This is a genomic window from Nonomuraea sp. NPDC047897 (assembly GCF_043204415.1).
GTDB lineage: Bacteria > Actinomycetota > Actinomycetes > Streptosporangiales > Streptosporangiaceae > Nonomuraea.
Genome location: NZ_JBIDCC010000010.1, coordinates 265,284 through 281,165 on the forward strand (window position 1 = coordinate 265,284; position 15,882 = coordinate 281,165).

The window sequence follows — 15,882 nt, forward strand, 5'->3', positions numbered from 1 at the left end:
GTGATACAGCGGAAACCCTGGCGAGCGCCTTCTACGCCGCGATCAGCGTCCAGACATCGGAGGAAGGGGCCCGGGGAGCCTGGAGGGCGACGCGGCTTCGGGCGGCAAGGTCATCGGAGGAGTCCCCGAATCCGGGGCACGTCCGCGGATCCCCGCGCAGCCGGCGGCGGCCTCGGTCGCCAAACACCCGATGACTGCTTCCGCGCCATCGAGGGGCGATTGACTGGCAGGATGTGCCGTAATAGAACAACGTTCACTAAGGATTCTCTACCAAGCGCTTGACCGACCCCCTTTGAGGTGAGTGGCTGTGCGGATCGACCTCGTCGACCAGGACCAGTACGCGAACTCCGGTCCACCCCATGAGCAGCTTCGCTGGCTGCGCGACAACGACCCCGTCCACCGGCACGAGGGCGAGCCCGCGTTCTGGGCGGTCACCCGCTACGACGACGTCGTCCACGTCTCGCGGCACTCCGACCTGTTCTCCTCGCACCGCAAGCTCGCCCTGTTCGACGAGATTCCGGAGGAACAGCGGGCGCTCCAGCGGCTGATGATGCTCAACCAGGACCCGCCCGAGCACACGCGGCGGCGCTCCCTGGTCAACCGCGGCTTCACCCCCCGCACGATCGGCGCCCTCGAACAGCACATCCGCGAGATCTGCGACGACCTGCTCGACAAGTGCTCGGGCGAGGCCGACTTCGTCACCGAGGTGGCCGCCCCGCTGCCGCTGTACGTCATCTGCGAGCTGCTCGGCGCCCCCGTCTCCGACCGAGACAAGCTCTTCAACTGGTCCAACCGCATGATCGGCGCCCAGGACCCGGACTACGCCCCCTCCTCCGACGACGAGGGCGACCCGGCGATGGAGGTGTACGCCTACGCCAACCAGCTCGCCGCGCTGCGCAGGGAGAACCCCCGCGACGACATCGTCACCAAGCTGCTCCAGCCCGACCACAACGGCGACACGCTCAGCGAGACCGAGTTCGACCTCTTCGTCCTGCTGCTCGTCGTGGCCGGCAACGAGACCACCCGCAACGCGGCCTCCGGCGGCATGCTCGCCCTGTTCGACCACCCCGACCAGTGGGACCGCCTGGTCGCCGACCCGTCGCTGGCCCGCACGGCCGCCGACGAGATCGTCCGCTGGGTGTCGCCGGTCAACCTCTTCCGCCGGACGGCCACCCGAGACCTCACCCTCGGCGGCAAGCAGATCAAGGAGGACGACAAGGTCGTCGTCTTCTACTCCTCGGCCAACCGCGACACCTCGGTCTTCCCGGACGCGGAGGTCTTCGACATCGGCCGCGACCCGAACCCGCAGATCGGCTTCGGCGGCGGCGGCGCGCACTTCTGCCTCGGCAACCACCTCGCCAAGCTGGAGCTGCGCATCCTGTTCGAGCAGCTCGCCCGCCGCTACCCCCGGCTGCGCCGGACGGGCGAGGCGCGGCGGCTGCGCTCCAACTTCATCAACGGCATCAAGGAGCTCCCGGTCGTCCTGCGCTGACGCCCGCCCGCGCCGGGCGCCGAGGGTCAGGCGGCGGCGAGCAGGTCGAGGAGGGTGGCCGCGCTCTCGACGTCCGCGGTCAGCGGCCGGTCCTCGGTCCGCGGGTCGAGCCGGCGCGCCACCTCGGCGAACGCCGCCCCGGCGGGGGTCGCCGGGGCAGGCGGGCGAGCCCGCTGCCGCACCGCCCGTACGGCCGCCACCAGCTCGCAGGCCAGCACGAGCCGGTACGACGCGGCGGCCCGCAGGGTCTGACGGGCCGCCTGCGCGGCGAAACCGGCGTGCTCCTCCACCCCCCGCGACAGCACGGCATGCCCGAGCGCGGCCGGGTGGGCGGCGCCGCGCAGGTCGGCCAGCGCCGAGTTGGCCGAGTACTCCAGGATCATCACCCCCGACGCCGCCGGCGCCCCGTCGGCCAGGAACGGGCGCAGACCCGTGAACGCCGGCTCCACCAGGGTCGCCAGCCGGGCCGCCGAAAGCTGAGCCGTCTGCAGCAACGCCACGCGGACCTGGTCGAGGGCCAGCCCGAGCGGGGCCTGGTGGAAGCCGCCGTGGTGGTGGACGCTCCCGCCGCCGGCGGCACGGACGAGCGGGTTCTCGGCCGCCGCGTTGATCTCGATCTCCAGCACCCGTTCGACCCGCGCGGCCGCGTCCACGGCCGGCCCGTGCACCTGCGGCAGGCACCGGTAGCCGAACGGGTCCTGCACGCGGGCGCCCCGCCGGGGTCCGCCGAGCAGCCGGCGCATCTCCGCCGCCACCGCCGCCACCGCCGGATGCGGCCGGGCCGCGTGCACCTGCGCGTCGAACGCCTCGCTCCCGCCGTCCACGGCGTGCAGCGACAGGGCGGCGACCACGGTCGTGGCCCGCACCAGGGCCGCGATGTCGGCCCAGGCGAGCGCGGCCTGCCCGATCGTCAGGGCGGAGCTGCTGATGAACGCGAGCGCGTCGCCCGGCTCCGGCGCGAGGGGCGCGGGCGGCGTGCCCCGGCCGCCGGTCCACGGCAGCTCGCCGATGAGGGTGAGCCCGGTCTCGGCCAGCGCGGTCAGGTCGCCGGTGCCGATGGCTCCGACCTCGTGCACCCGAGGGAGGCGCCCGGAGTTGAGGGCTCCGGCCAGCGCCTCGGCGAAGGCCGGCTGCAGCCCCGCCCCGCCGGCGAGGATCTGGTTGGCCCGTACGGCGAGCATCGCGCGCACCTGGTCGGCGGGCACCGGCGCGCCGATGCCGCCGGCGTGGCTGCGCAGCAGGCGCAGGCCGTGCAGGTCCCCGTCGCCGACGTGTTCGGTCCGGTTGGCGCCCACGCCGGTCGTGCGCCCGTAGACGGGCCGGCGCCGCGCGATCTCACCGGCCGCCCGGTGGGCCGCCGCCGCCCGCGCCAACCCCTCGGGGTCCAGCCGTACGGCGACGCCGGCGTCGCGGGCCAGGCCGGCGACGTCGGAGGGCCGGAGGCGGATGCCGTCCAAGGTGACCACTGTTGACATATCCATATTCAGCAACGATTCTGCATGAATATCTGCATACCTAACAAGGGGCGAGAACCGACGGCCCTCGGGGCATGACCCGGTGCGGCGGGACGGAAGGAAGCACAGGTGAGCGATCCGGTGGACGCGGGCGTGGCGGTCGCCTCCGACGACGCCTCACGGGTGGCGGCCCGCCTGCGGGAGCTGGTCGAGGGCCACCGGCTCTCACCCGCCCAGCGGCGGATCGCCCGCTACCTCCTCGACCGGCCCGAGCGGGCGGTGTTCCTGACCAGCGTGGACATCGCCGAGGCGGTCGGCATCAGCCAGCCGTCCGTGACCCGCTTCGCCTTCGCCCTCGGATTCACCGGCTTCCCCGAGTTCCGCGACCACCTGCGCGCCGCGCTGCGCGACGGGCAGCAGCCCGCCGCCGGACCGGCGCCCCACCCCGTCCAGGCCATGGTCGACTCCGAGATCCGCAACCTGGAACTGCTGCGCGACGGCCTCGGCGACACCCGCCTGGCCGAGGTCGCGGCCGAACTCGCCGCCTCCCGGCCGCTGCCGGTCGTCGGGCTGCGCGTCTCCGCGCCGCTCGCCCACCTCTTCGGCTACCTCGCCGCCAAGGCCCATCCCGACGTACGGGTGATCGACACGCCCGGCTCGACGCTGGAGGACCGGCTGAGCCGGGCCGCCCAGGCGGGGGCGACGTGGACGCTGGCGTTCGGGCTGCCCCGCCACCCCCGCGAACTGCGCGAGGGACTGATCTGGGCCCGGCGGGCCGGCCTGCGGGTCGCGCTCGTCACCGACCACTCCGTCGGCGCCCTCGCCGAGCACGCCGACGTCGTCCTCACCGCGCCCGTCAGCTCGCAGTTCGCCTTCGACTCGCAGGCCGCGCCCAGCGTGCTGTGCGCCGCCCTGGTCCACTCCATGGTCTACGCGCTGCCCACCCAGGAGCAGGCGGCGATCGAGGAGTTCGAGAACACCGCCGCCGAACGGCGGCTCTTCCTGCCCGACTGACAGCCACCAGCCTCACCACCAACACGACACCACGCAGCCACCACGCAGCCACCACGCACAAGGCAAGGAGACCAGAAGCGATGAGCGACGACGTCCGGCGGGTGATCCGCTCGCCACGCGGCACGGAGCTGTCCTGCCAGGGCTGGCAGCAGGAGGCCGCCTACCGGATGCTGCACAACAACCTCGACCCCGAGGTGGCCGAGCATCCGGACAAACTCGTCGTCTACGGCGGCACCGGCAAGGCCGCCCGCGACTGGCCGTCGTTCGACGCCATCGCCCGCACCCTGCAGGGCCTCAAGCAGGACGAGACCCTGCTCGTCCAGTCGGGCCGCCCCGTCGGCGTCATGCGCACCCACGAATGGGCGCCCCGCGTCCTGCTCGCCAACTCCAACCTCGTCGGCGACTGGGCCACCTGGGAGGAGTTCCGCCGCCTGGAGGCCCTCGGGCTGACCATGTACGGGCAGATGACCGCCGGCTCGTGGATCTACATCGGCACGCAGGGCATCCTGCAGGGCACCTACGAGACGTTCGCCGCCGTGGCCGCCAAGCGGTTCGGCGGCTCGCTGGCCGGCACGATCACGCTCACGGCCGGACTCGGCGGCATGGGAGGCGCCCAGCCGCTCGCCGTCACCATGAACGACGGCGTCGCCCTCTGCGTCGACTGCGACCCGTCCCGCATCTCCCGCCGCATCGAACACCGCTACCTCGACGTGCAGGCGTCCTCGCTGGAAGAGGCCCTGCGGCTGGCGGTCGAGGCCCGCGACGCCCGCCGCCCGCTGTCCATCGGGCTGCTCGGCAACGCCGCCGACGTGCTGCCCCGGCTGCTGGCCATGGACGCCCCCATCGACGTGGTCACCGACCAGACCTCGGCGCACGACCCGCTGGCCTACCTGCCGCTCGGCACCGCGTTCGACGACATGCGGGACGAGGCGGCCAAGGACCCGGCCGGGTTCACCGACCGCGCCCGCGAATCGATGGCCCGCCACGTCGAGGCCATGGTGGGCTTCATGGACCGGGGCGCCGAGGTGTTCGACTACGGCAACTCGATCCGCGGCGAGGCCAAGCTGGCCGGCTACACCAGGGCCTTCGACTTCCCCGGATTCGTCCCGGCCTACATCAGGCCGCTGTTCTGCGAGGGCCGGGGGCCGTTCCGCTGGGCGGCGCTGTCCGGCGACCCGCGCGACATCGCGGCCACCGACCGGGCCATCCTCGACCTGTTCCCCGAGAACGAGTCGCTGGCCCGGTGGATCAGGCTGGCCGGGGAGCGCGTCGCCTTCCAGGGGCTGCCCGCCCGCATCTGCTGGCTCGGGTACGGCGAACGCGACAAGGCCGGCGTCCGCTTCAACGAGATGGTCGCCTCCGGCGAACTGCGCGCCCCGATCGTCATCGGACGGGACCACCTCGACTGCGGGTCGGTCGCCTCGCCGTACCGGGAGACCGAGGCAATGCTGGACGGCTCCGACGCGATCGCCGACTGGCCGCTGCTCAACGCCATGGTCAACGTCGCCTCCGGCGCGTCGTGGGTGTCGATCCACCACGGCGGCGGCGTCGGCATCGGCCGGTCCATCCACGCCGGCCAGGTGGCCGTTGCCGACGGAACCGAGCTGGCCGCCCGCAAGCTGGAGCGCGTCCTGACCAACGACCCCGGCATGGGCGTGATCCGGCACGTGGACGCCGGCTACGACCGGGCCGCCGAGGTCGCGGCGGAGCGCGGCGTGCCGATCCCCATGACGGACGGAACCCAGCGATGACCGACCGCCCCACGCACGCGCGCACCCCCCCGCCGACCGAGCACACCACCGGAAGCCACGAATCCTCGCCTGTCGCGCACACCACCGGCGAGCAGGAACCCCCGGCTGTCGCGCGCACCATGTCCGGCCGACGGATCCGGTTCGAGCGAATCTGGGACGATCTCGCCCGGATCGGCGACGGCGGCACCGACGGCTACCGTCGCTTCGCCTGGACACCGGTCGATCTCGAACTGCGCGGCTGGTTCGAGGAGCAGGCGGCGCGGCGCGGCCTGGCGTACGAGCAGGACCGCAACGGCAACCAGTGGGCCTGGTGGGGCGCCCCGACGCCCGGCGCGGTGGTGACCGGCAGCCACCTGGACAGCGTGCCGGGCGGCGGCGCCTTCGACGGGCCGCTCGGCGTCGTGGCGGCGTTCCTCGCCGTGGACGAGCTGCGCGACCGCGGCGTCACCCCGGCCCGCCCCATCGCCGTGGTCAACTTCGCCGACGAGGAGGGCGCCCGCTTCGGCGTGGCCTGCGTCGGCAGCCGCCTGCTCACCGGCGTGCTGTCCCCCGGCGACGCCCGCGAGCTGCGCGACGCCGACGGAGTGACCCTGGCCGAGGCGATGCGCGCGGCCGGCGCCGACCCCGGCGCGCTCGGCCGCGACGAGGAGGCGCTCGCCCGGATCGGCGCGTTCGTGGAGCTCCACATCGAGCAGGGCCGCGGACTCGCCGACCTGGACGCCCCGGTCGGCGTGGCGAGCGCCATCTGGCCGCACGGCCGCTGGCGCTGCACCTTCCACGGCGAGGCCAACCACGCGGGCACCACCCGTCTGGCCGACCGGCACGACCCGATGCTGCCGTTCGCCTCCACCGTGCTCGCCGCCCGCGCGTCGGCCGAACGGCTCGGCGCGCTGGCCACGTTCGGCAGGGTCCGCGTCGACCCGAACGGCACCAACGCCATCCCGTCCCGGGTGGACGCCTGGCTGGACGGGCGCGCCCCCGACGAGGGGACGGTCCGGGCCATGGTGGAGGAGATCACCGACGCCGCCCGCGCGGTGGCGGCCGGGCACGGGGTGCGCGTCGAGGTCGTCGCCGAGTCGACCACCCCGGTCGTCCGGTTCGGCGACGAGCTGCGCGACCGGATAGCGGCGGCCCTCGGCGGGGTCCCCGCCCTGCCCACCGGTGCCGGGCACGACGCGGGCATCCTGTCGGCGTCCGTCCCGACCGCCATGCTCTTCGTCCGCAACCCCACGGGGGTGAGCCACAGCCCCGCCGAACACGCCGCCGTCGACGACTGCGTCACCGGAGTGGCGGCCCTCGCCACGGTGCTGGAGGAGCTGGCATGCCGGTGACCCGCTACTATGCCGACCACGCCTGGCTCGGCGGTGACCGCACGGTCGCCGGGGTGGTCATCGAGGTCACGGGAGACCGCGTCACCGCCCTCCGTCACCCCCTCGCCACCGGACAACCCCCCACGGCCCAGCCGGGAGCCACCGCACCCCCACCGGGCACCGTCCAACCCCCCAGGGCCCAGCCGGGAGCCGCCGCACCCCCACCGGGCACCGTCCACCTGCGCGGCGTCACCCTGCCTGGGCTGGCCAACGCCCACTCGCACGCCTTCCACCGGGCACTGCGCGGACGGACCCAGCGCGAGCGCGGCACCTTCTGGACGTGGCGCGAGCAGATGTACGCCGTCGCCGCCCGCCTGACCCCCGACGGCTACCACGCCCTGGCCCGAGCGGTGTACGCGGAGATGGCCCTGGCCGGGGTGACCTGCGTGGGCGAGTTCCACTACGTGCACCACGACACCGGCGGCCGGCCGTACGCCTCCGCCAACGCCATGGGGGAGGCGCTCATCGCCGCCGCCGCCGACGCGGGCGTGCGGATCACCCTGCTCGACACCTGTTACCTGCGCGGCGGGATCGGCGCACCGCTGGCGGGGCCGCAACTGCGGTTCGGTGACCGCGACGCCGCGGCGTGGGCCGAACGGGCCGGCGCGCTGAAGGGCGGCGAGCACGCCCGGGTCGGCGCCGCCGTCCATTCCGTTCGCGCCGTCCCCGCCGACCAGCTCGCCACGGTCGCCGACTGGGCTCGCGAGCGCGGCGCGCCGCTGCACTTCCACCTGTCGGAGCAGACCGCCGAGAACGAGGCATGCCTGGCCGCGTACGGGCGCACCCCGGCGGCGCTGCTGGCCGAGCACGGCGCGCTCGGCCCGCTCTCGTCCGCTGTGCACGCCACCCACCTCACCGAGCAGGACATCGGCCTGCTCGGCGGCTCACGCACCACCGTGTGCCTGTGCCCCACCACCGAGCGCGACCTCGCCGACGGCATCGGCCCGGCCCGCTCCCTCGCCGACGCGGGCTCCCCCCTCTCACTCGGCAGCGACAGCAACGCCATCGTGGACCTGCTGGAAGAGGCCCGGGGCGTCGAACTGGACGAGCGCCTCGCCACCCGGCACCGCGGCCACTGGCTCGCGGCCGACCTGCTGCGGGCGGCCAGCTCCGACGGCCACGCCTGCCTCGGCTGGCCGGAGGCGGGCCGCCTGGAGGTGGGCGCGCCCGCCGACTTCGTGACCGTCGGCCTCGACTCGGTCCGGACGGCCGGCGCGGACGCGGACGCGCTGCTGGAGTCGGTGGTGTTCGCCGCCACGGCGGCGGACGTGCGCGAGGTGGTGGTCGGCGGCCGCCACATCGTCTCGGCCGGCCGCCATCTCCTGGTGGAAGACGTCCCCACCGCCCTGTCGGCAGCCATCGCCTCCCTCACCACCGCCGATCCCCCCACCCGCCCGGCCACCACTTCCGATCCCACCGGAGGACGCTCATGAGCGGGAGTTCGCTCCTCATCGACGACATCGGCTCGCTCGTCACGAACGACCCGGCACTGGGCGAGGGGATCCTCGGCGTGGTGGAGGACGCGGCGCTCGTCGTCGAGGACGGCATCGTGACCTGGGCCGGCCCGCGGTCGCGGGTCCCCGAGGGGGCCGCGCGGGAGCGGTTCGACGCGGGGGGACGGGCGGTCGTCCCGGGGTTCGTGGACAGCCACGCGCATCTGGTCTTCGCCGGTGACCGCACGCGCGAGTTCGAGGCCCGCATGTCCGGCCGGCCGTACACCGCCGGCGGCATCCGCACCACCGTCGCGGCGACCCGCGCCGCAACGGACGACGAGCTGCGCGCCAACATCCGGCGGCTCGTCGCCGAGGCGCTCCGCTCGGGCACGACGACCGTCGAGTGCAAGTCGGGATACGGCCTGACCGTCGAGGACGAGGCCCGAAGCCTGCGGCTGGCCGCCGAGCAGGCCGACGAGGTGACCTTCCTCGGCGCGCACGTGGTGCCCCCCGAGTACGCGGAGAAGCCGGACGCCTACGTCGACCTGGTGTGCGGCGAGATGCTGGACGCGTGCGCGCCGCACGCCCGCTGGATCGACGTCTTCTGCGACCGCGGCGCGTTCGACGGCGACCAGACCAGGGCGATCCTGGCGGCCGGGAAGGAACGCGGCCTCGTCCCGCGGGTGCACGCCGGTCAGCTCGGGCCCGGGCCCGGCGTGGCGATCGCCGTCGAGCTGGGCGCGGCGTCCGCCGACCACGTGACCCATCTCAGCGACGCCGACGTCGAGGCGCTGGCCGCCGGCGAGACGGTGGCGACCCTGCTGCCGGGCGCGGAGTTCTCCACCCGCTCGCCGTACCCGGACGCGCGACGCCTGCTCGACGCGGGCGCCACCGTGGCGCTGGCCGCCGACTGCAACCCCGGCTCCAGCTACACCACGAACATCCCGTTCTGCATCGCCCTGGCCGTCCGCGACATGAACATGACTCCCGCCGAGGCCGTCTGGGCCGCCACGATGGGCGGCGCCCGGGCACTGCGCCGCACGGACGTGGGCCACCTCGCCCCCGGCGCCCGTGCCGACCTGGTGCTCCTGGACGCCCCCTCCCCCGTGCACCTCTCCTACCGCCCGGGCGTCCCGCTGGTCGCCCAGGTCTGGAAGAACGGCATCCCTCTCCCCGCCCGACCCCACAGGCCCTCCTGATCCCGCAGGGTCCTGACCTCGCAGGCCCTCCTGACCCCCGCAAGCCCTCCTGACCCCGCAGGTTCCTGACCCCCGCAAGCCCTCCTGACCCCGCAGGGTCCTGACCTCGCAGGCCCTCCTGACCCCGCAGGGTCCTGACCTCGCAGGCCCTCCTGACCCCCGCAAGCCCTCGACCTCGCAGGCGGCGAGACCCTCCGGACCGGGCGGCGACCGTCATCCTCGCGACGGGTGGCGACGGTCATCGGTGGCCTCCCCCGCGCCGGGCGGCGCGGATGCGGGACAGGATGCGGGTCGTCTGCCCGGGGCCGGGTCGCCAGCCGCGGGCTATGAGGGCGTCGGCCACGTGCTCCAGCAGGGCCGCCGTCCGGGCGGGGATCACGTCCTTGCGGACGGGGATGACCTGCCATCCGTGCCGCCGTAGCTCCTCCCGGCGGGCGCCGTCGTGGCGCTGGTCGGCGGCCGAGGAGTGGTGCTGCCGGCCGTCGTACTCGACGGCCAGCAGGTAGGGCGGCCAGCCCAGGTCGAGGTAGGCCGCACGGCGGGCCAGGGGCACGTGGATCTGGGTGGCGGGTCTCGGCAGCCCGCCGTCGACGAGGATGACGCGGAGCCAGCTCTCCCGTGGCGATCTCGCCCCCGGGTCGGCCAGGGCCAGCAGGTCGCGCAGGCGCCGGGAGGGCGCCCGGTGCCACAGTGCCTCCAGGTGCACGCCGCGCCGGGCGAACTGGTCGAGCGTGGCGACCGCCTCCAGGCGCGGCAACCAACGGGCGCAGTCGAGCGCCGTGCGCTCGGGGGTGGTGAGGCGGACGCCCCGGTGCTCGGTGACGTCAGCGGCCGCCGGCGTCGCAGGGTGGGTGACGCAGCCCGGCAACGCCAGATGACCGGGCGCCATCAGCTCGACGGGCCAGTCGGTCTCGGCCGTGCCCTGGCTCAGCGCCTGCAGGCCCCACACGTGCGCGGCCGTCTGGCGGCAGACGACGGCCTGCGGCACCGCCTGGGTGATGCGCCGGGCGCGGTCGAGCAGGGTGGCCGGAGAAAGGAGCGGGTTCACGGCCACAGGGTGATGCGCCGGGACGGCCTCGCGTGCCGCCGAATGTGGTTCTGTGGACGGCTGATGGCGTATCCACAGCGGCACCTGCCGGTACGCGTTCAGCGTGAAGTTGGTTCCATGTCAACGAGCTCGCTAGGGTGAGTCCATGGGAGAGCCGAGATGGCTGGACGACGCCGAGTTCCGCGCCTGGATCGGCTACCGGCGGATGCGGCTGCTGCTGGACGCCGAGGTCGGGCGCGACCTGCTGGCCGACTCGGGCCTGTCGATGCCCGACTACGACGTGCTGTCCGCGCTGACCGCGTCCGAGCGGCACCGGCGGCGGCTCACCGAGCTGGCCGACCGGATGCTCTGGTCCAAGAGCCGGCTCTCGCGCCACATCGGCCGGATGGAGCAGCGGGGGCTCGTCTCCCGCGAGGAGTGCGAGGACGACGCCCGCGGCGCCGTCATCGTGCTGACCGAGGACGGGCTGCGGACGATCCGGGAGGCCGCCCCCCAGCACGTCGAATCCGTCCGCCGGCACATCATCGACCTGCTGTCCGACGAGCAGATCGAGGCGCTGGGCACCATCGCCGAGACCGTGCTGGCACACCTCGCCCCCGCCGGCGCGTCAGGGATGGAGCGCTAGAGAGCCGGTCTCGGGGAGCGGCGCAGCGTGACAGCAGCGGGGAACCGCCGGTCAGGACCAGCGGGTCAGGACCAGCGGGTCAGGGCCAGGAGCTGTCCTGGTCGGGATCGCCGCCGTCGGACAGCAGCCTGATGTCCGCCTCGACCATCATCGCCACCAGCTCGTCGAACGACACCGTCGGCTCCCAGCCGAGCTGCATCCGCGCCTTCTTGGGGTCGGCGCAGAGCAGGTCCACCTCGGCCGGCCGGTGCAGGGACTGGTCGGTCACCACGTGGCGCTCCCAGTCGAGCCCCGCCGCGGCGAACGCCGCCTGCACCAGCTCCCTGACCGACTTCATGCGGCCGGTGCCGATCACGTAGTCCTCGGGCCGTCCGGTCTGCAGCATGAGGTGCATGGCCCGCACGTAGTCGCCGGCGAACCCCCAGTCGCGCCGCGCCTCAAGGTTGCCCAGGCGCAGCTCGGAGGCCAGTCCGAGCTTGATGCGGGCCACGCCGAGCGACACCTTGCGGGTGACGAACTCCGCTCCGCGCCGGGGCGACTCGTGGTTGAACAGGATGCCGGAGACGGCGAACATGCCGTACGACTCGCGGTAGTTCTGCGTGAGGAAGTGCCCGTACGCCTTGGCCACGCCGTACGGCGAGCGGGGGTGGAACGCGGTGCTCTCCGTCTGGGGCGTCTCGCTGACCTGGCCGAACATCTCCGACGACGACGCCTGGTAGAAGCGGATCTGCCCGCTCGGGGTGCCGCCCCGCGACACGCCGGAGCAGACCCGGATGGCCTCCAGCATGCGCAGCACGCCCATGCCGGTGACCTCGGCGGTCAGCTCCGCCTGCTCCCACGACATCGGCACGAACGAGATGGCGCCGAGGTTGTAGACCTCGTCGGGCTGCACCCGTTCGACGGCGCTGATGAGCGAGCCCTGGTCGAGCAGGTCGCCGCGCACCACCTGGACGTCGGACAGCAGCTTGCGCATCCGTGACACGCGCGGGTTGGCCTGACCGCGGGCCAGCCCCCACACCTCGTAGCCTTGGGCGAGGAGGTGCTCGGCAAGATAGGAACCGTCCTGGCCGGTGATGCCGGTGATCAACGCGCGCCTGGCCAACGGGCTCCTCCATCTCGCTACCGCGTCCGCTGGGAGGGAATGTACAGCCCTGCTTCCCGGCCCGGCACCACGACCACCTAGAACTCGTTCTACCGAATCACGCTCGGTCACGCCAACGTCGCAGTTGGCACGGCCTGCGGCGGAGGTGAGGAACAATTCTCGGCAATCTACCGGATGGTAGCCTTTCGCATTAAGGTCATCTTTCACGGTACACGCCCGTCTCATGGGCCTACCGGGCGGAGAAAGGGGTGTCCGTGGGCGACCCAGACAACACCTTGCGGATCGCGCTGCTGTCATACCGCAGCAAGCCGACCTGTGGAGGGCAGGGCGTCTACCTTCGCCATCTGAGCCGGGAGCTGGTGGCGCTGGGCCACCACGTCGAGGTGTTCTCCGGCCCGCCGTACCCGGAGCTCGACGAGGGCGTGATCCTCAACGAGGTGCCCAGCCTCGACCTCTACCGCGACGAGGACCCGTTCCGGACCCCGAAGCTGAGCGAGTACCGCGACTGGATCGACCTGCTGGAGGTCGGCACCATGTGGACGGCCGGCTTCCCCGAGCCGCTGACGTTCACCCTGCGCGCCCACCGCGAGCTGAAGAAGCGCGTCGGCGACTTCGACGTCGTCCAGGACAACCAGACCCTCGGCTACGGCCTGCTCGCCATCCAGAAGCTGTTCCCCGTGGTCGGCACCATCCACCACCCGATCAGCGTGGACCGCCGCATCGAGCTGGAGGCGGCCACCGGCGCCAAGAAGCTCACCATGCGCCGCTGGTACGGCTTCGTGAAGATGCAGGCCAAGGTCGCACCCCGGCTCAGCCCCATCCTCACGGTCAGCGAGTCGTCGCTGGCCGACATCCACCGCGACTTCAACGTGCCGCAGGCCAACATGCGGCTGATCCCGCTCGGAGTGGACACCCGCTACTTCCACCCCCGACCGGACAAGCCGCGCCGCAAGGGCTCGATCGTGGCCGTGGCCAGCGCCGACTCGCCGATGAAGGGCGTCGCCACGCTGCTGCGGGCCGTGGCCAAGCTGGCCACCGAACGCGACGTGAACCTCACCGTCGTCAGCAAGCCCACCCCCGGCGGGCCGACCGAGCAGCTCGTGCAGGAGCTGTCGCTGGGCGAGCGGGTGCGGTTCGTGCACGGCATCTCCGACGACGAGCTGGGCGAGCTCATCGCCACCTCCGAGATCTCCGTCGTGCCGTCGCTGTACGAGGGCTTCTCCCTGCCGGCCGTCGAGCACATGGCATGCGCCACCCCGCTGGTCGCCAGCCGGACCGGCGCCCTGCCCGAGGTCGTCGGCGACGCCGCGGTCCAGGTCACGCCCGGCGACCCGGAGGAGCTGGCCGCGGTGCTGCGCCGGCTGCACGACTCGCCCGAGGAGCGCGAGCGGGTGGGCCGGGCCGGCTACGACCGGGTGATGGAGCGCTTCACCTGGCGCGTGGTCGCCAAGCGCACCGTCGAGGCGTACCGCGAGGCCATCGCCGCCCGGCGCGGCCGGTAGACCTCGAAGAACACACCCCGCTCGACCCCAAGGAGACCGATCAAGTGCTGACGGTGGACTTCGCCCGGCTGCCCGTGGGCCCCGGCGTGCGCGTGCTCGACCTGGGCTGCGGCGGCGGCCGGCACGCCTTCGAGGTGCTGCGCCGCGGCGCGGACGTGGTCGCCTTCGACATGGACCAGGCCGAGCTGGACGGCGTGGCCAACATGTTCGCGGCGATGGACAAGGCCGGCGAGGTCCCGCCCGGCGCGAGCGGCGAGACCGTCCGGGGCACGGCGCTGGACATGCCGTTCGAGGACGGCTCCTTCGACCGGGTGATCGCCGCCGAGGTGCTGGAGCACATCCCCGACGACATGGCCGCGATGCGGGAGATCTTCCGGGTGCTCAGGCCAGGCGGCACCGCGGCGGTCACGGTGCCGAGCTTCCTGCCGGAGCGGATCTGCTGGGCGCTCGACGAGGACTACCACACCGCGCCCGGCGGACACGTACGGATCTACACGCTGGCCGAGCTGTCGGCCAAGCTCAAGGCGACCGGCTTCGTGATCGGGCCGCACCACCACGCCCACGGCCTGCACGCGCCGTACTGGTGGATCAAGTGCGCCGTCGGCGTCAACAACGACGACCACCCGCTCGCCAAGGCCTACCACGAGCTGCTCGTCTGGGACATCATGAAGCGTCCCGCCGCCACCCGCGTCGCCGAGGCGCTGCTCAACCCGCTGATCGGCAAGAGCGTGGTGCTGTACGTCAGGAAGCCCGCGGCGTGATCGGCCGCGAGGAGGTCGTCCGTACGGCCTTGAGCATCGCGGCGATCCAGCAGGACGACGGCGGCGTGCCGTGGCCCGAGGGGCACGTGGACGCCTGGAACCACGTCGAGTGCCTGATGGCCATGACGGTCGCCGGGCTGGCCGGGCCCGTGCGGCGCGGCTACGCCTGGCTGGCCCGGCAGCAACGCGACGACGGCTCCTGGCCGATGAAGGTGACCGGCGGCGTCGCGGTCGAGCGGGGCGGCGAGTCCAACCACGCCGCCTACGTCGCGGCCGGGCTCTGGCACCACCACCTCGTGACCGGCGACCAGGACGTCACCGAGCGGCACTGGCCGATGGTGAAGGCGGCCCTCGACTACGTGGTCGGCCTGCAGACCGAGCGTGGCGAGATCGTGTGGGAGCGCGACGCGGCGGGCCGGGCGGCGGCGTACGCGCTGCTGACCGGCTGCTCGTCGATCCACCAGGGGCTGCGGTGCGGCGTGCTGCTGGCCGAGCACCTGGGCGACCCGCAGCCGCACTGGGAGCTGGCCGCCGACCGGCTGGCGCACGTGCTGGCGGCCCACCCGGAGGCGTTCGCCGACAAGAGCCGCTACTCGATGGACTGGTACTACCCGGTGCTCGGCGGCGCGGTGCGCGGTAGGCAGGCGTTCGAGCTGCTGGAGCGGGAGTGGGCGACGTTCGTCGTGCCGGGGCTCGGCATCCGGTGCGTGTCGGACCAGCCGTGGGTGACCGGGGCGGAGACGTGCGAGCTGGTGCTGGCGCTCGACGCGCTCGGCGACCGGGAGCGCGCGGCGCGGCTGTTCGCCGACGTGCAGCATCTGCGGCACGAGGACGGCTCCTACTGGACGGGCTGGCAGTTCGCCAACCGCAGGCACTTCCCGCACGAGCGGTCCGGCTACACGGCCGCCGCCGTCGTGCTGGCCGCCGACGCGCTCCAGGGCCTGTCGGGCGGTTCGGCGCTGTTCCGCGACGTCTCAGCGCCGTCGGTCTCGCCCTCCGACCCCGGCCTGTGCGGCTGCACCCCCGCCCGCGCCTGACGCCGCGGGCGCAAGCGGTTTTGCGGCTTCTTTGCCGGCGAGGGCGGAGCGGCTCCGCCGCGGTCGGTTGACCGGTCACTAGCTTCGAGGATGG

Annotated in this window: 13 protein-coding genes; 10 read left to right on the top strand and 3 right to left on the bottom strand. The window is 73.5% G+C overall.

Annotation, left to right across the window (positions count from 1 at the left end):
• Positions 1-307 precede the first annotated feature (307 nt).
• Positions 308-1,492 (top strand): cytochrome P450, encoded by a 1,185-nt coding sequence (locus tag ACGF0J_RS23860; protein WP_393149162.1) that lies wholly within the window; start codon positions 308-310, stop codon positions 1,490-1,492.
• A gap of 26 nt (positions 1,493-1,518) precedes the next feature.
• Here ACGF0J_RS23860 and ACGF0J_RS23865 read toward each other — a convergent pair whose 3' ends face one another.
• Complete coding sequence (locus ACGF0J_RS23865) at positions 1,519-2,967, bottom strand: aromatic amino acid lyase (RefSeq protein ID WP_393149163.1); 1,449 nt, start codon at positions 2,965-2,967, stop codon at positions 1,519-1,521.
• A gap of 108 nt (positions 2,968-3,075) precedes the next feature.
• Here ACGF0J_RS23865 and ACGF0J_RS23870 point away from each other — a divergent pair, with 108 nt between their 5' ends.
• From ACGF0J_RS23870 to hutI, 5 genes are all read left to right on the top strand, one after another.
• Entirely contained in the window at positions 3,076-3,960 is an 885-nt protein-coding gene (locus ACGF0J_RS23870; RefSeq protein ID WP_393149164.1) for a MurR/RpiR family transcriptional regulator, read from the top strand.
• Between the two features lie 80 nt (positions 3,961-4,040).
• Positions 4,041-5,711 (top strand): urocanate hydratase, encoded by a 1,671-nt coding sequence (gene hutU, locus ACGF0J_RS23875; RefSeq protein WP_393149165.1) that lies wholly within the window; start codon positions 4,041-4,043, stop codon positions 5,709-5,711.
• 119 nt (positions 5,712-5,830) lie between these two features.
• Positions 5,831-7,042, top strand: a complete 1,212-nt coding sequence (locus ACGF0J_RS23880) for an allantoate amidohydrolase (RefSeq protein ID WP_393149228.1) — start codon at positions 5,831-5,833, stop codon at positions 7,040-7,042.
• The gene (locus ACGF0J_RS23885; protein WP_393149166.1) at positions 7,033-8,514 is read left to right on the top strand and encodes a formimidoylglutamate deiminase; all 1,482 of its coding nucleotides are present in this window, start codon (positions 7,033-7,035) and stop codon (positions 8,512-8,514) included. Before ACGF0J_RS23880 ends, ACGF0J_RS23885 begins: the two co-directional genes overlap by 10 nt.
• Positions 8,511-9,713, top strand: coding sequence for an imidazolonepropionase (gene hutI / locus ACGF0J_RS23890; protein WP_393149167.1), 1,203 nt, complete (start codon positions 8,511-8,513; stop codon positions 9,711-9,713). The genes ACGF0J_RS23885 and hutI overlap by 4 nt, the downstream gene beginning before the upstream one ends.
• Positions 9,714-9,951: 238 nt before the next feature.
• Here the strand turns inward: hutI and ACGF0J_RS23895 are convergent, their stop codons facing one another.
• Positions 9,952-10,761, bottom strand: coding sequence for a hypothetical protein (locus tag ACGF0J_RS23895; protein WP_393149168.1), 810 nt, complete (start codon positions 10,759-10,761; stop codon positions 9,952-9,954).
• A gap of 145 nt (positions 10,762-10,906) precedes the next feature.
• Here ACGF0J_RS23895 and ACGF0J_RS23900 point away from each other — a divergent pair, with 145 nt between their 5' ends.
• Positions 10,907-11,386 carry a MarR family winged helix-turn-helix transcriptional regulator gene (locus ACGF0J_RS23900; RefSeq protein WP_393149169.1) on the top strand — a complete coding sequence of 160 codons (480 nt, stop codon included), beginning with the start codon at positions 10,907-10,909 and terminating at the stop codon, positions 11,384-11,386.
• A gap of 79 nt (positions 11,387-11,465) precedes the next feature.
• On the opposite strand, the gene ACGF0J_RS23905 is transcribed toward ACGF0J_RS23900, so the two are convergent.
• Positions 11,466-12,488 (bottom strand): GDP-mannose 4,6-dehydratase, encoded by a 1,023-nt coding sequence (locus ACGF0J_RS23905; protein ID WP_393149170.1) that lies wholly within the window; start codon positions 12,486-12,488, stop codon positions 11,466-11,468.
• A gap of 254 nt (positions 12,489-12,742) precedes the next feature.
• On the opposite strand from ACGF0J_RS23905, the gene ACGF0J_RS23910 reads away from it, so the two are divergent.
• The 3 genes from ACGF0J_RS23910 to ACGF0J_RS23920 are packed head-to-tail and all read left to right on the top strand — an operon-like array spanning position 12,743 to position 15,788.
• Positions 12,743-13,990 (top strand): glycosyltransferase family 4 protein, encoded by a 1,248-nt coding sequence (locus tag ACGF0J_RS23910; RefSeq protein WP_393149171.1) that lies wholly within the window; start codon positions 12,743-12,745, stop codon positions 13,988-13,990.
• A 44-nt stretch (positions 13,991-14,034) separates the two neighbouring features.
• On the top strand, positions 14,035-14,751 hold the full coding sequence (locus ACGF0J_RS23915) for a class I SAM-dependent methyltransferase (RefSeq protein WP_393149172.1): 717 nt from the start codon (positions 14,035-14,037) through the stop codon (positions 14,749-14,751).
• On the top strand, positions 14,748-15,788 hold the full coding sequence (locus ACGF0J_RS23920; RefSeq protein ID WP_393149173.1) for a prenyltransferase: 1,041 nt from the start codon (positions 14,748-14,750) through the stop codon (positions 15,786-15,788). The genes ACGF0J_RS23915 and ACGF0J_RS23920 overlap by 4 nt, the downstream gene beginning before the upstream one ends.
• The last annotated feature ends 94 nt before the right edge of the window (positions 15,789-15,882 follow it).

Excerpts from the sequence above, each read along its gene's own strand:
- ACGF0J_RS23865 (WP_393149163.1), bottom strand. The coding sequence starts at position 2,967 with ATGTCAACAGTGGTCACCTTGGACGGCATCCGCCTCCGGCCCTCCGAC.
- hutU (WP_393149165.1), top strand. The coding sequence starts at position 4,041 with ATGAGCGACGACGTCCGGCGGGTGATCCGCTCGCCACGCGGCACGGAG.
- ACGF0J_RS23880 (WP_393149228.1), top strand. The coding sequence starts at position 5,831 with ATGTCCGGCCGACGGATCCGGTTCGAGCGAATCTGGGACGATCTCGCC.
- ACGF0J_RS23885 (WP_393149166.1), top strand. The coding sequence starts at position 7,033 with ATGCCGGTGACCCGCTACTATGCCGACCACGCCTGGCTCGGCGGTGAC.
- hutI (WP_393149167.1), top strand. The coding sequence starts at position 8,511 with ATGAGCGGGAGTTCGCTCCTCATCGACGACATCGGCTCGCTCGTCACG.
- ACGF0J_RS23900 (WP_393149169.1), top strand. The coding sequence starts at position 10,907 with ATGGGAGAGCCGAGATGGCTGGACGACGCCGAGTTCCGCGCCTGGATC.